Annotated in this window: 13 protein-coding genes; 9 read left to right on the plus strand and 4 right to left on the minus strand. The window is 57.8% G+C overall.

Features of this window, described 5'->3' with window-relative positions; translation table 11 throughout:
- The 4 genes from istA to LNV07_RS25025 form a co-directional block, all read left to right on the plus strand.
- Window positions 1-1,411 (plus strand): IS21 family transposase (istA, locus tag LNV07_RS25010; protein WP_263573933.1); only part of this gene is annotated, 1,411 nt, incomplete at its 5' end.
- Complete coding sequence (gene istB / locus LNV07_RS25015; RefSeq protein ID WP_263573934.1) at window positions 1,401-2,228, plus strand: IS21-like element helper ATPase IstB; 828 nt, start codon at window positions 1,401-1,403, stop codon at window positions 2,226-2,228. The genes istA and istB, both read left to right, overlap by 11 nt.
- Window positions 2,225-2,431 carry a hypothetical protein gene (locus LNV07_RS25020; protein WP_263573935.1) on the plus strand — a complete coding sequence of 69 codons (207 nt, stop codon included), beginning with the start codon at window positions 2,225-2,227 and terminating at the stop codon, window positions 2,429-2,431. Before istB ends, LNV07_RS25020 begins: the two co-directional genes overlap by 4 nt.
- 191 nt (window positions 2,432-2,622) lie before the next feature.
- Window positions 2,623-3,645 carry a DUF2971 domain-containing protein gene (locus LNV07_RS25025; protein WP_263573936.1) on the plus strand — a complete coding sequence of 341 codons (1,023 nt, stop codon included), beginning with the start codon at window positions 2,623-2,625 and terminating at the stop codon, window positions 3,643-3,645.
- Here the strand turns inward: LNV07_RS25025 and LNV07_RS25030 are convergent.
- From LNV07_RS25030 to yhhA, 4 genes are all read right to left on the minus strand, one after another.
- A complete protein-coding gene (locus LNV07_RS25030) occupies window positions 3,636-4,304 on the minus strand; it encodes an aKG-HExxH-type peptide beta-hydroxylase (RefSeq protein ID WP_263573937.1) in 669 nt (222 codons plus the stop codon). The genes LNV07_RS25025 and LNV07_RS25030 overlap by 10 nt on opposite strands.
- A gap of 119 nt (window positions 4,305-4,423) precedes the next feature.
- Window positions 4,424-5,044, minus strand: a complete 621-nt coding sequence (gene yhhC, locus LNV07_RS25035; protein ID WP_263573938.1) for a cyclophane-containing peptide 2OG-Fe(II) oxygenase YhhC — start codon at window positions 5,042-5,044, stop codon at window positions 4,424-4,426.
- Window positions 5,025-6,161 (minus strand): cyclophane-forming radical SAM/SPASM peptide maturase YhhB, encoded by a 1,137-nt coding sequence (gene yhhB / locus LNV07_RS25040; protein WP_263573939.1) that lies wholly within the window; start codon window positions 6,159-6,161, stop codon window positions 5,025-5,027. The genes yhhC and yhhB overlap by 20 nt, the downstream gene beginning before the upstream one ends.
- Window positions 6,162-6,173: 12 nt before the next feature.
- Complete coding sequence (yhhA, locus tag LNV07_RS25045; protein WP_263573940.1) at window positions 6,174-6,347, minus strand: YhhA family cyclophane-containing RiPP; 174 nt, start codon at window positions 6,345-6,347, stop codon at window positions 6,174-6,176.
- A gap of 500 nt (window positions 6,348-6,847) precedes the next feature.
- On the opposite strand from yhhA, the gene LNV07_RS25050 reads away from it, so the two are divergent.
- The 5 genes from LNV07_RS25050 (at window position 6,848) to LNV07_RS25070 (ending at window position 14,228) form a co-directional block, all read left to right on the plus strand.
- Entirely contained in the window at window positions 6,848-7,312 is a 465-nt protein-coding gene (locus LNV07_RS25050; protein ID WP_263573941.1) for a LexA family protein, read from the plus strand.
- Between the two features lie 20 nt (window positions 7,313-7,332).
- A complete protein-coding gene (locus LNV07_RS25055; RefSeq protein ID WP_263573942.1) occupies window positions 7,333-8,706 on the plus strand; it encodes a Y-family DNA polymerase in 1,374 nt (457 codons plus the stop codon).
- 189 nt (window positions 8,707-8,895) lie between these two features.
- Complete coding sequence (locus LNV07_RS25060; RefSeq protein WP_397545602.1) at window positions 8,896-9,633, plus strand: DNA/RNA non-specific endonuclease; 738 nt, start codon at window positions 8,896-8,898, stop codon at window positions 9,631-9,633.
- Between the two features lie 960 nt (window positions 9,634-10,593).
- Entirely contained in the window at window positions 10,594-11,598 is a 1,005-nt protein-coding gene (locus LNV07_RS25065; RefSeq protein ID WP_263573944.1) for a HamA C-terminal domain-containing protein, read from the plus strand.
- Window positions 11,595-14,228 carry a DEAD/DEAH box helicase gene (locus LNV07_RS25070; protein WP_263573945.1) on the plus strand — a complete coding sequence of 878 codons (2,634 nt, stop codon included), beginning with the start codon at window positions 11,595-11,597 and terminating at the stop codon, window positions 14,226-14,228. The genes LNV07_RS25065 and LNV07_RS25070 overlap by 4 nt, the downstream gene beginning before the upstream one ends.
- The last annotated feature ends 92 nt before the right edge of the window (window positions 14,229-14,320 follow it).

A 14,320-nucleotide genomic window follows, 5' to 3' on the forward strand; every position in this document is an offset into this window, starting at 1 on the left:
ATTGCATGTGCATCGCGACACCGTGCGGCGCGTGCTCGCTGCCAGTGGGTCACCCGTGCCGCCATCCGCGCTGCGACCCAGCCGCATTGATGCCTATCGACCCTTCATCATGGAGACCCTGGTCAAGTTCCCCACGCTCACGGCTGCACGCGTGTATGCCATGGTCAGCGAGCGGGGTTACGTGGGCAGCGAATCGCACTTCCGCCACCTTATTGCCGAGCTGCGGCCTCGCCCGGCGGCCGAGGCTTATCTGCGTCTGCTCACCTTGCCGGGTGAGCAAGCGCAGGTGGACTGGGGGCACTTTGGCCATCTTCAAATTGGCCGTGCCCGCCGCCCGCTGATGGCCTTCGTGATGGTGCTGAGCTACTCGCGCCGGATCTTCCTGCGCTTCTTCCTCGACGCCCGCATGGACGCCTTCTTGCGCGGCCATGTGGAGGCGTTTGCGGCGTTTGGAGGGGTGGCCCGGGTGCTGCTGTACGACAACCTCAAGAGCGCCGTGCTGGAACGTGTGGGTGATGCGATCCGCTTCAATCCGGTGTTACTCAAGTTCGCCGCTCATCATCTGTACGAGCCGCGCCCGGTGGCCGTAGCCAGGGGCAACGAGAAGGGGCGGGTCGAGCGCTCGATCCGCTACGTTCGAGACAACTTCTTTGCCGCCCGCGAGTTCACCGACCTGGCCGACCTCAACGCGCAGGCCCGGACCTGGTGCGAGGGCCAAGCATCAAAGCGGCGCTGGCCCCAGGACACAAGCTTGAGCGTGCAGCAGGCCTTTGAGGTCGAACGGGCTCACTTATTGCCTTTGCCGGTGCACGACTACGCCGTGGGCGAGCGTCTGGCCGTGGTCATCGGCAAGACGCCTTATGCCCGGTTTGATCTGAACGACTATTCTTTGCCGCACACCCATGTGCGCCGGACCGTGAGCGTGCTTGCCGATGAGCAGTGCGTACGAATATTGGACGGCAGCCAAGAGCTGGCGGTTCATGTTCGCAGCTGGGATAAGGCGGCGCAGATCGAGAATCTCGTTCACATCCAGACCCTGGTGGAGCGCAAACGCAAGGCCCGCGCACACCGAGCCTGTGACCGTTTGAGCGCCGCCGTGCCGGCCAGCACCGAGTTGCTGCGGCGCGCGGCCGAGCGAGGCGGGAACCTCGGCTCGATCACCGCTTCGTTGCTGCGCCTGCTGGATCGTTACAGTGCGGCGGCGCTGCAAGCCGCCATGACGGAGGCGCTGGCCGCCAACGTGCCGCACCCGAATGCGGTGCGCCATGCGCTGGAGCGGGCTGCTCAAGCAGCCGGGCAGCCGCCGCCCACCGCGCTGATCCTGCCCGAGCACGTAGCCCGCCGCGATGCACCGGTACGCCCGCACAAGCTGGACTCCTATGACCGCAAGGAGAGTGATGATGAGACTTGAGCACCCGCCGATTCTGAGCGCCGATCTTCATACCCAAGCAGCCGGCTTGCATCTGCATGGCTTGCTGAGCCGGTGGTCGGAGGTGATGGCCGAACCCGAGCGAGCCCGCTGGGTGGCCGAGTTACTCGGCTGGGAGGCGCAAGAGCGGTCCCGTCGCAGCCTGGAGCGCCGGCTGCGCGCCGCCCACATCGGCCGGTTCAAGCCGCTGGCAGACTTCGACTGGCAATGGCCTACGCAGTGTGACCGGGCGGCCATCGAGGAGCTGATGACGCTGGACTTCATGGCGGATGCCAGCAACGTCGTGCTGGCCGGCCCCAATGGCGTGGGCAAATCAATGTGCGCCTGCAATATCGGTTACCAAGCCGTGTTGGCCGGGCACAAGGCGCTGTTCATCACGGCAGGCGCTTTGCTGGGCGAATTGGCCGCGCTGGACAGCGACACGGCCTTGCGCCGAAGGCTCAAGCATTACGCCGCGCCGGACCTGCTGGTCATCGACGAGGTGGGCTATCTGTCGTACTCGAACCGGCATGCTGACTTGCTGTTTGAACTGATCAGCCGGCGCTACCTGCACAAGAGCACGGTTGTGACGACCAACCGGGCCTTTGCGGAATGGGGCGAGGTGTTCCCCAATGCGGCCTGTGTGGTGTCGCTGGTTGACCGGCTGATGCACAGGGCGGAAGTGGTGCGCATCGAAGGCCCGTCGTACCGGAAGAAGGAGGCCGATGAGCGAGCGGACAACGCCAAGTCAAGACGACAAGACAAGCCGGCCGGGCCTACCAAAGGCGCGACCAAACGGGCAGGAAAGGAGGCGCCATGAAACCGCGCAGAAGCCGAGTGAACAAGCCGCGAACCCTGCCCAGCCACTGGACGCCTGAACAAGCGTTGGCGGTATTCGAGGCTGTGGAATATCTGCGGGATTCGCTCTGGGCGCGCTATGGGCCTCACATTCAGCAAGCCTGGCGCGAGCAATTGATGACGGCAGACGACTCGCTGGAATTCGAGTCGGGCGAGCCGTTCTGACGCGACTCAGGAATAGCGGCCGGCGCCGCTGAACTCTTCAGTCAAGACTCAAGGCAGACAGCAAAGACAAAGCCCCTTTATTGGGGCTTTGTCTTTGCTGCTTGCTTGGCCGAACCAGGCACTGCCGGCCAAGGACCAAAAACCGCGTTCTCACCGCCGAATAGCAGCGGATCTTCGCCGTCGCTAACACCATGGGGGCTGCTGCCAATCATCTCGAAGCGCAGCTCGGGCACGCACTTCTCGGATGCGAATTGCCGAGTAAGCATTTCCTATCTGCACTTAAGGCATTGACCGCACTAAGGCGGGCAGTCGATCAAATCCGTAGTTCGCGACACACAATTTCTGCGGAGGAGGCAGCCTCGGGGCTAGCTCACTATACGGATGCCGGCGGCCTGACCAGCATGCTCGACAACGAAGCAGAGAGCCCCAGAAACGTGATTCGGCTCTACAACATCGCCTATGTGAACGACCCCAAGGAGGGGAAACGCCTCAGAGCCTTTAGCCAAGGAAAGCTAAAGAACCCGCTTGCAGATTTCTTCAGCGAACAAGAGAACATGCATGAAGCGATCTCTTGGCAAGGCCAAGACTTTCTTGTGTTTGTCGCATGCTTCTCCCTCGAAAGCGACAGCCTCAATCTTTGGCGGTTCTATGGAAGGAACGGAACAGGATTCAGTGTGGTGAGTCCTCTGGCTGCCTTCGATACCGATCCGACGCACGGAATACTGCATGGAGGCGGGAGATTGGATAGAACAAAATCGGCACCGCCCATCACGCTATACAAGGTTCTTTACGACGACAAGTCCGCGCAGGAAGCTCTGGACGATCTGACGGCACCGTTAGCCGAGGTAACCACATTGATGGGCAAAGTGTCCACGTCATCGGCCAAACGTATCCGTGAAATTTCTGCGGCAATCGTGAGTGAACTGCTTTACCTCTACAAAGACAAAGACTATGGAGATGAGAAAGAGGTCCGTGCGGTTGAAGCCAGAACGCTGAGTGACCCAGAACTCCGACAACATCCGAAAACGTTGGATCATTTTGCGAAGCTGTTCATCGAAACAGCTCCAATATTGTTTCAGCAGCCGGGCTCATCGATCGTCATCGGTCCAAAGGTCGACAACTCTGCGGCCATAACGCTTGATATCAAGCATCGACTTGAGAAATGCGGACTGGGCGGCTGCGAAGTCTCCCAATCCAAAGTCTCTTATCGCTGACGAACCAATCGTTCCATGAGCCGAAGTCCGTCGAAGCTGAGTTCGTACTTAAGGGACATCGCGTCGACAAGTTCGATCTCAGATGCAATGGCGGCACGACGCTCTACAGCGTAATGTTCGCCTAGCCCGGCTTCAACAAGCAACTCCAACCATTCATTGATAACGCCGAAAACATACAGCGCGTGCAGCAGGCCCGACGCTGGGCGCTCTGTCTGCTTCCATGGAGAGTAAAAGGTCGCGCTACCGTCTTTCAGCAACGGAACCGTCTTCTCGATCAAAGTGAGCTGCAGGTGCATCGCTTCATGGATGATTGCCTCTGCCAATCGGTAGGAGGCCAAATTTGCGTTCGGGCACACCGACACAAAAATCGAGAATGGGATTTCAGGATCGCTGAAGCTGACGTCAATTGATGGATCGTCCTGTCGCAAAAGATGAATGCTTTTCGCGACAGTGTGAACGGTCGACGACAACGTTGGACTCAACCGAATCAGTTCAGAAGCGCCATCCAGCACTCGGCGTACCTCAAGCGTAGATGCTTCCTGGGGCGAGAGTAGATCTAATCCGCGTCCCACGAACCCGCCTAGAACAGCATCCGCGAGTACCTCCACCCGCAGGCTTGGACTGTCCTGAAGCGTAGGTACCCCGAAGGGGAAGCTCATCTTTGGCTCGGCACCACAGATGAAGCGAGATGTCGAATAGTCCTTCGACACCTTATCCGGAGTCACTGTCTCTAAGACTCGCGCAAGCCCTGGAAACCACAACGGGCTACCTAAATCACTCAGGCAGCGCTTGAAGTGCTTGGCGGGTTCTCGCACTCGGCATGCCCGTTCTTATAGAAGGAAAGCACCAGCGTATAGCGCTCACCATCCATGATCGGTGAGACGGCATGGAGCGAGTTCTGCGAGATCTCGAACAATACGCCAGTGTTGTGAAGTGGGCGAAATATCCGGTGAATGTCATCCGCTCGTTGAGAGTTGAAGAAGATCAGCGCGCCACCATTGCTGTCTTGCCATCCACGATTGAGTTGAATGAGCAAGCGATGTGTCTCCCGCCCAGGGATGTAATCGTTGTGAATTCGAATCCGCTGACCGCGAACCAATTTGTGAACAGTGATGTCGATCCGGTCATCAAGGTCAGCATCAAATACGTTCTCGATGCAATTCTTCAGAGCGGCAAGCGACTCGGAACAAAACAGCGACTGCAAGTGCCCTGGAAGTTCGGCATCCAGAATGCTGAACTCGAACTGCTCGTAGAAGCTCGCAACGCGAAGTTGCCAAGGCGCGTCGGCTTCAAGCCATTCGAGCAGCGCAAGACTGTCCTCGTTTCGCAATGCGCTGGGCACAACCCCGTAAGTAAACGGCTGCCGCTGGAGTTTCGATTTATCGAAGTCTGGGATCAAGCTGTAGTCCTTCGCGCTTCAAACGATCAATGACGTTTGAGATCAGCTCCTTCTGGTCGTTGCAATAGACCGAAGGGTTGTCGAATTCACTTCCAACCTTCCACCGGTGCAAGGGCATGCCGCCGCCACAGACGCCTTCAAGCTTGCAGTTCTTGCAATCCTTGGAAGTCGGGCGCTGCAACGCGTGATACTGAGCGAACTCGGTGCTGGCGAAGATTTCGGACAGTCGATCATGGTGGACCGACCAGTTCTCTACAAAGCGATCAGCGCCATTGAAGGAGCTTTTAAGCGTGTCATTCTTGCTGACCGATCCATCGGTCTCGATGATCGCAATGCCGTAGTCGGCATCGCCCAAACCTTCCTTGATCCCCCGCCCACCCAGGCACAACTTGATGATGTCGTCAAGGAAACGGATCCTAGGAGGGAGCGGATCTGCTAAGTAGACATCAAGGAGCCTTGAAAGCCAGCGACCGTACTCTACTGACTCAAATGCATTCTTGCCGAACGGCAAGTTTGAATGATTGCCGTCGCGATAAAGAAAGTCGACGGACGGGGCGCTCAATCCCTTGAAGTATTCATATACCTCAGCTGGATCGGAGAATGGATCTATTACCGAAAGTAGGCCCGCGTACAGAACACCTGACATGGGATGATCGCGCAGGAGCTTTATGCCCGCCACCACCCTGTCATGGGTACTTTCGCCATGCTTGCCGAGGCGAAAGCGATCGTTGACCGCTTTGGGTCCATCTAAACTGATGGACACACCCACGCGAAACTTTGCGCAGATTTCGACGACCTCCGGCGTCAAGAGCATGCCGTTCGTCTGCATGCAAATGACATGCGTTTCCGGCAGCACTGCGCGAAGCGCCCCGAGCAAGTATTCAAGTCTCCGCGCGCCAAGCATCAAAGGCTCGCCGCCGTGCAAAACTGTGGCAAACGGCCTACTCTGAGCTGATGCCAACTCAGTCAAGGAACTCGACAGCGCCTGGATTGTGCTGCTCGACATCAGGGCTGGCATATCCTGCCAGCCATCGTCGCCCATGTTGTACACATAGCAATAAGTGCAGTTGATATTGCACCTACTGGCCACCTTGACCAGGATTGTGTCGATGTTCAATGCAAACCGCGATCAGCGATTGTGGCGATTGTGTACGCGGTCGTACGACGAACCCACAGCTGCCTCATCGTTCCGCACCTCTTCAACAAGACGGGCCAGCGCGAAGCTGGAGATCAAGGTCATGTCAACTTCGATACTAGCTTGATCGGCATCTACACGCGCTACATCTTCGTAGAACTCACTCATGGTCTCTCACCTCTTTGCAGGGTCGTGAAAGTCCGGATTATAGATCATAGAACTCTTATGGAAATCTAGTTTTTTCCTTGCATATCAATGACATAGATGAATAAGTGAGGATTAGCATCGAGTACGAAAATTTAGATTTTTCATTACAAATCAATGAGTTAAGAAATTACTTAGAAGAATTTATAAAAAAGCACTGAGTTCGAGACGTGTATGCCAATGTTCTCGACATTTATCCGGTTCAGTAGCAAGGCTACGCGGCGCGGTACTCTCAAGCTGCGATGGAATCCGCAGAGGACCGCAGTACCTCGTAGAGCCGCCATTCGCGGCCAGCGGTTGCCGCTGGGCCTACGACTGCTTAATGCCAGACAGAGCCAGTTCGCCGGGCGGCAAACACTGGCTGCTATCGCGCGGACACGGCTGATGGCATCGCCACTTTCCAGCCCCCATTGCGGCGACTTGCTCAGAGTCTCAAAAGTGCCCAGTAGGCGTAAACTGTATTTATGTACAGTATTTCTCAAGCGAATTCCTCGACAGATGGTCCGCCCACACCCGTGCCCGTTGTCGCGGTAGATGCTGCCTGGGTGAAGAGCCTCCTCGGCTCAGTCCAAGCGGGCTTCCCTTCGCCCGCAGAGGACCATGGTGTCGAGCGCATTGACCTCAATAAAGAGCTCATCAAGCACCCTCAGGCCACGTTCCTGATGCGTGTGCGCGGCGCGTCCATGCGTGAAGCTGGTATCGATGATGGTGACGTCGTGCTCGTAGACCGTGCTATCAAACCGTCCCATGGCCATGTCGTTGTCGCCGTTGTTGATGGCGAGTTCACTGTTAAGCGACTCTGGAAGCGCGGCAGCAACCTCAAGCTGCAGGCAGCCAATCCGACTTACCCGGACATCCTCCCTCGTGACGGTCAGACCGTCGAAGTTTGGGGTGTCGTCACGACGGCCATCAAATCGATGATCGTCTAAGACCAGCGTGCGGACTGTCTATGTTTGCGCTTGTTGACGGCAATAACTTCTATGTCTCATGCGAACGAGTCTTCAGACCTTCCCTTGTCGGCCGGCCCGTCATCGTCCTATCCAACAATGATGGCTGCGCCATTGCGCGCTCAAACGAGGCAAAAGCCCTTGGTGTGCGCATGGGCCACCCTTGGTTTCAATGCAAGGACTTCGAACGCGACCATGGCCTGGTTGCTCTGAGTGCAAACTTTGCGCTCTATGGAGACATGTCTGAAAGGATGATGGTTGTCGCGTCGAGCTACGCTCCTCGGCAAGAGATTTACTCGATTGACGAGTCATTTCTGGACTTCACTGGGGTTCCGGGTGATTTGGTAGTTATGTGTCGGGACATGCGAGCCCGAATATTGCAGTGGGTTGGTATCCCCTGTGGCGTTGGCATCGGACCGACAAAGACTCTGGCCAAGCTGGCCAACTACATCTCCAAAACCACCGAACGCAAACCTGGCAGCTACCCGCAGAAGCTGGGGCAGGTCTGCCACCTCGGTGCCATTTCGCAAGACGAATTGCATGCCGTTTTTGCTGCAACAGATGTCGGGGAGGTCTGGGGCGTTGGCAAGCGCATCGGGGCACAACTCCGCGAAGGCGGCGTGTCCACAGTGCTTGATTTGGTGCGGCTTGATGCGTCAACGGTCAGGCGGCATTTCTCGGTGGTCCTCGAAAAGACCGTGCGCGAACTTCAGGGTACCCAGTGCATTGAGGTCGATGACCAGCCTGCGCCGAAGCAGCAAATCATGGTGAGCCGCTCCTTCGGCCATGCGGTGACGAAGGGTCGGGATCTAGCCACCGCCATCACTGAATACACAAGTCGCGCGGCGGAGAAACTGCGAGGGCAAGGCAGCGCTGCGGGTGCCATCGTTGTGTTCATTCGAACAAGCCCGTTTCGTAAGGATGACCCGCAGTACAGCGCGACCGTGACCGTGCCCTTGCTTAGACCGACTGCTGATAGCGCGCTGCTCGCCACCTCGGCGATTGCAGGTCTTCGAGGCATCTACAAGGCGGGTTTCAAGTACGCCAAAGCAGGGGTGATGCTGGTTGATTTGCAGTCCACTGACATGCAACAGGGCGAGTTGGATTTTGATGCTTTAGAGACACCGCCAGGGCATGACCGCGAAGTTGACCAGGGCGTGTCTGGGTCAGCACTAACTTGCCATCAAAGCGGACAGCGAGGCCGCGCAAAATTGATGTCGGCGATGGATGCGGTCAATGGACGGTACGGGCGAGGCTCGTTGAAACTTGCTGGCGCGGGGTTGGAAATTGACCGTAAAGGGTGGGCCATGAAACAGGAGCGGCGCACGCCCCAGTACACGACTTGTTGGGGTGATATCGCGGTTGTGAGGGCTTAAGGTTTAGGGCCTTGAGGCTTCTTTCATCTGTGAACGGAGATTGACTGCGCGCCCGTCGTGCCAAGGGATGTACCGCAGCCTCGGACAACCAACACGGTTGTCAACATTGCATCTGGTCCAATGGGCCCTCGCTGCAATCCCCACCGTCAAACTCAAGTGCATTTCCTAGTTTCCCGCTCCCTAACTTCAGTGGCCGTTGCCGGCCTTTTTGCAGGGCAACTGCAGGCCAGTGCAGCCTCGCTAGCTGCGGAGGTAGCGCAGTTGCCGACCTCATTTGCGCGCTGCGCCCACTTTTTCGTCCTTCGCCAGTCGCCGGCCGTTCCTCGCAATCCGCGTGTTCGTGAGCTTTGCTATGGGAGCTTTGCCGTACTGCATAGTGGGGATACGAAAACACCAGTATTCGTTGCTCAGCGCCTTAACAAGCAGGCCCTGGGCGGCATCAAACGCCAGAATGACCGATTCTTTGCTGATGCAAGGCTGCCTCGCGCGGAGCGGGCCGAACTCGACGACTACAAGCGGTCTGGCTATTCCCGCGGACACATGGCGCCGTCAGGTGATATGGCCACGGAGGAGGCGCTTGCCCAATCCTTCTCGTTGGCAAATATGGTGCCTCAGTCGATTCGACACAATTCCGGTGCCTGGTCCAAGATCGAACAAGACACGCGAAAATATGTGCAGCGTGCCAACGGCGATGTTTTCGTGATTACCGGGCCGGTTTTCGATTCTGGAAGCTTGCGAATCGGGGAAAACGGTGTCCGTGTACCCACTCATGTTTTCAAGTTAGTGTTCGACAGTCAGACTCGGAAAGCTTGGGCGCACTGGCAGAGAAACGCGGATGATGAGGTCGCATCGAAGCCAATCAGCTATTCGGAGTTGGTGCAGCGCACAGGTGTGCAGTGGCTCCCGGCAGGGGCATTGGCACATTGATCCGATTGGACTTCAAGCTCGGCCTGCCCACAAATAATGTCGGAATGGGCAGTTATTGCAGATGATCGCGCCGGCTGGCCACACGGGCCTCGACTTGACGAACCACGAATCGAGCATTCGCGCTGATTCAATGAGCGACAAAAAGAAATTTCCTGACAAGCATCCCCCAACACTCCCACTTTGGTTGGATAGACGTGTGTGCCGCCACCGCCGATGCTTAGAACACAGGAGAAAACGCAATGTATTAACGGAATTCACTCAGCAGCGAGATTCTCGACCGGCGGACGAATCTGAACCAGTCGGGAAACCGTCGGATTTACGACAACCCAGCATCGTTAGATGGTCTACAGGTGCGAGAGCTCACCTTGGCAGAGTGGCAAGTAGCTGTCGACGAAGAAACAAGGCGGGTGGGCAGTGTCGCTATGAAGGCGACCGTCGACAAATTGCTTCGGAGACACCCAGGTAGTTGACGCCGACCAACCAGCCCTATTCCGATGCAAAGGGCATCGACTTTGCTTTGCCGCGGTTGCGGTCGGTCGGATCGCCTTCCTGAATCGCTGCTTCAGGCTGGACTCGGTCATTCGTCGCGGGCGTCCGGAGCGACCGCTCTGATCAACACCGGTCGTCCATGAGGTCTGCGATGAGTGGCCACTTCAGCATTGGCACCGGACGTTCGTGATTGGAAGAGCGGTTTGCGGTTCGTGAGTGTCAACGCTTTTGGGATGCGAGATCGTCGCGGCGCATGTCTGCATCTGGTCGACACTGTGAAGTCGAACAGTGGAGGAGCGATCATTGGCGCAGGCCTAACGGCGTCGTCAAAGTCCTATGACCGAAGTAAGCCGCACTGCAACCATACTGATCGGTTCCCGTTGCCAAGCGAAATGTCTGCTTGTGAAGATTTCCGCGCAACAATCGGTACCCAACAAAAAAGCACTTCGTTGCAAGGGAAGGGATCGCTGGATGGGAGAGTCCAAAGAAGGGCTAGAAAAGCTCGAAGCAGACCTGGTTGCGCTCAAAGACCACGTCCAGCTTTCAAAGTACGTCGCTCTAGCAACCGCCTCACTAGATCCGTCGCAGCCGGCAACCAGCCTCATGTACGTGCGGCTCCAAGAGAACTTGGCGAACGTGCAAAGTCTCGCCCGATACCTGTGGAGCCGAACGGCAAACTACGCACTATCTCGCAAGCGAAGGCTTGAGTTCGACGCTGAGCAGGCCGCCCTTCCACCTGGCGACATGAGCGTCTCGCTCTTGATCTCTGAAGCGACACGCGATGCGTTCCTCGAATTCAACGAGAAGTACCCCTACCGCTCAAGTGAGGTGGGCGAGGTCTTTGCGTACTGCATAGCCATCGAACAGCTTGGCGCGGCTCAGCTTGCCGCCAAGATGTCGTTGAAGACCAATAACAATATGCCTGTGCACGGCCTCGACGGCATTCATGCCGCCGTCGAGGGCGATTGGCTGGTGATCTATTTCTTGGAGTCGAAGCTAAGCAAAACCGCCAACGGCGGTGCTGCTGATTTCGCGGAGTCGGTTGCGGATTTCTCCTCCAACAAGAAGCAATATCGCCGCGAGTATTCCATCGTTAGGGACCTGGGCAACTTCGACACGCTGGACGAGGAGAGTCGCAAGGTCGCCTTGCGCTACTTCGACGTCATGGCGTCGCCGGACGAAGTGCCCAAGCGCGAGCGCTACGTCGGCGTGGTGCTGTACTCAGACGCCAAGCTGTTCAAGAGCCTCCCTCCGGTAAACAACCAGCAGCAACCTGGTTTTCACGAAAAGGAGCTCGTCGCTACCTATACGAAGGAACTTGACCATCACCAGAAAGCTGCCATGAAGCACCTCACCGACCACGGTGCCGACCCCAACAAGTGCCTCGTCTACTTCGTCGTCGTCCCCGACGCTGATGAGGTGCGTGAGCTGTTCTACGGAGCTATGGGCTATGTCCCCAAGAAGGTGCATCCATGAGCTCATTTGCCCTTGAGCTGTCGCAGCGCTTCATAGGCAATGACAAGTACTGGACACTACTTGCCGGCCTGCAGTTGGCGGGCGTCGCCAAGACACTGGCGAAGGCGCCTGAGACCGAGGATGTAAGCAACGACGACCTTGCCAAGCTCTTGTACTGTGCCGAGGTCTTCGTCCAAACCGAAGATGAAACCCTGCACCGTCAAGCTCAAGAGATTGCCATCCAGTCGCTGCTGGTCACAGAGGATGGACTGGCGCGTGAGCGCGCGCTTGGCCTTCTGGGCGAGCTGGGAAACTTTCCTAGCCTGAAGTTCGCCGAACAGCACATCGGCAAGGGCGATGACACCCTGCTCGGGCTTGTCAATCGCCGGATATCCGAGCGGGCCAACAGTGTCCAGTTTGGAAACGAGACGCGCGCGCTCACTGCTTATCAGCTCAGGGTCTGGAAGAGCCTGCCAGCGAAGGCTGCCCAAGTCATCACCGCGCCGACTTCGGCCGGCAAGTCCTTCCTGGTGCTGGAACATATCTGCCGGCAGGCCGAGAGCAGAGAGCACTTCACGGCGGTGTACGTAACGCCGACGCGCGCCTTGCTGTCAGAGGTTCAGAGCAAGCTACACGCCCGATTCGGCGGGCAGGCCGACATAAGAATCTCAGCGATTCCATCTCTGGATCAGCTTGAGCGGCCGAAGCAAATATTCGTGCTCACCCAGGAACGACTCAGCAGTCTGCTCTCAGTGGCACCGGACGACCTGTCTTTCGACGTAGTGGTAGTCGACGAGGCCCAAAACATTGCTGACGACGCAAGAGGCATGATTCTTCAGGACTGCCTGGAGAGGATCGCGCAGCGGTCCTCGGCAACCAAGGTCATCTTGCTAGCACCAGGCGCCGAGGGGATGCCGGCAGTGGCGCGGTCTTTTGGCGTTACTGAATTGGTACCCCTCTCAACCAGGCTGTCGCCGGTCCAGCAGAACCGCATTGTTCTCAGCAAAGTCAAAGGCAAGCACTTCGAGTTAAACATTGCCCTTATGGGGCGCGACGGCGTTCGGATGCCGATGGGAAACATACGGGTTGAGCGGTCGCTTGAAAACAAGGCCAGCCGCCTTGCCAACGTGGCGGTCGAACTGGGCGGCAACGACGGGTCACTCCTCTACGAGACTGGAGCTCGGGAGGCCGAAAAGACCGCCGCGTTGCTCACCTCCCTTCTGAAATCAAAGAGCGGAGAGCTTAAAAGTGCGTCGCTGGAGGAGCTGTCAACGTTCATCCAAGAGCACATCCACCCTGAGTACCAGCTAGCGTCCATGGTGCGGCAAGGCGTCGCCTATCACTACGGGCGCATGCCGAGCTTGCTTCGCGAAGCTATAGAAACCTCGTTCAAGCAAGACGAGGGCGGCGTGAAGTACCTAGTCTGCACCACGACTCTTGCCCAGGGGGTCAACCTCCCGGCTCGCAACGTATTCATCGACACACCGACTCGGGGGGCAGGCAAGCCACTGGATCCAGCTCTGCTCTGGAACTTCGCCGGCCGGGCCGGCAGGCTCAACCACGACATCGTCGGCAATGTGTTCCTTCTCAACTATGAGGAGTGGGACACCAAGCCGATGGACCAATTCGTGCCGTTCCGAGTCAAGCCAGCTCTCGCTGAGACTCTCGTCAATGATGGAGCAGCGGTCACGCAGGCGTTGCTCGACGGTGCGCTACCAGCAGAGCAGATCGGCAAGCCAGAGACGTTTCGCATTCGAGCCTGCGCAGGTCTGCTAGTGGCACATGCCGCTAGAAAGGACCTCAGACCCTATCTCGCCCGCGTGCTGCCGACATCGGACGGCACGGTTTTCGACGACCTAGTAGGCGCTGCGGAAAGCGCGTACGCAAGCATCGGACTGCCAGACGACATCCTGGCGGAGAACTGGACCATCGACCCGTTCGGGCTTCGCAGGCTCTACGACTACCTCGTAACCAAGATCGGCGAGGGTGCGGTTAAGGAGCTCATCCCCGTTCCGCCGGCCGACGCACCCACCGGGCACTATGAAAAGATTTTCGGCCGCATGGTCGAGCTCGTGACTGGCAAGTCGATGAAGTTCGGCATGCTTGCTGCCCCGTTGGCCCTCTGGTGGATGAAAGGCATGCCCTATCCCGTGATGCTGAAGCTGTGGGCCGACCGTCGCAAGAGGACGGAAGAGCGCAAGGCCGCTGCGGCCAAAGAAGAAGGTAAGGATCCGCCGAAGCCGAAGACTATCAATCAACACATCTACGAGGCGTTCTCGCTCATCGAAGATGTCGTTCGATTCCAATTTGTGCAGCTCGGCAAGGCTTATCGAGATGTCTTGCTCTTGGCGCTGCGCGCGACGGGGAAGGAGGCCCTGGTGCCGGACGTCTATCCGTTCGCACTCGCTCTTGAACTTGGAGTCTCAACTGAAGCTGGGACCGCCTACGTGGAGCTGGGCCTTTCGCGAATCGCGGCCGCAGCACTTGAGGCTCTCGCACCACTTGGCGAAACCTTGAGTGCCGCCGGCGCCAGGCAGTTGCTGACTGACCTGGACCCTACCAAGACCACACTGAGCCCCATCGTTTTGAGCGAGTTGCGCCGGCTCGGCCTTGTGGATGAGACCAGGTTCGCTCCGGCAACTGAGGCCTAACGGCCCCGCCCACTCGCCCCCTGACAGCGGTCATTGACGATGACCTGATGATGGCTGACCCTAAGGCGGCTTTGTGCCAGGGACCGTGAAGC

The sequence above is a fragment of the Roseateles oligotrophus genome (genome assembly GCF_025717515.1).
GTDB classification, from domain to species: domain Bacteria; phylum Pseudomonadota; class Gammaproteobacteria; order Burkholderiales; family Burkholderiaceae_C; genus Paucibacter_A; species Paucibacter_A oligotrophus.

What these genes read in the sequence shown, in the direction of transcription:
- istB (WP_263573934.1), top strand. Translation starts at nt 1,401, where the DNA reads ATGAGACTTGAGCACCCGCCGATTCTGAGCGCCGATCTTCATACCCAA.
- LNV07_RS25020 (WP_263573935.1), top strand. Translation starts at nt 2,225, where the DNA reads ATGAAACCGCGCAGAAGCCGAGTGAACAAGCCGCGAACCCTGCCCAGC.
- LNV07_RS25025 (WP_263573936.1), top strand. Translation starts at nt 2,623, where the DNA reads ATGGGGGCTGCTGCCAATCATCTCGAAGCGCAGCTCGGGCACGCACTT.
- LNV07_RS25030 (WP_263573937.1), bottom strand. Translation starts at nt 4,304, where the DNA reads ATGAGCTTCCCCTTCGGGGTACCTACGCTTCAGGACAGTCCAAGCCTG.
- yhhA (WP_263573940.1), bottom strand. Translation starts at nt 6,347, where the DNA reads ATGAGTGAGTTCTACGAAGATGTAGCGCGTGTAGATGCCGATCAAGCT.
- LNV07_RS25050 (WP_263573941.1), top strand. Translation starts at nt 6,848, where the DNA reads ATGTACAGTATTTCTCAAGCGAATTCCTCGACAGATGGTCCGCCCACA.
- LNV07_RS25055 (WP_263573942.1), top strand. Translation starts at nt 7,333, where the DNA reads ATGTTTGCGCTTGTTGACGGCAATAACTTCTATGTCTCATGCGAACGA.
- LNV07_RS25065 (WP_263573944.1), top strand. Translation starts at nt 10,594, where the DNA reads ATGGGAGAGTCCAAAGAAGGGCTAGAAAAGCTCGAAGCAGACCTGGTT.
- LNV07_RS25070 (WP_263573945.1), top strand. Translation starts at nt 11,595, where the DNA reads ATGAGCTCATTTGCCCTTGAGCTGTCGCAGCGCTTCATAGGCAATGAC.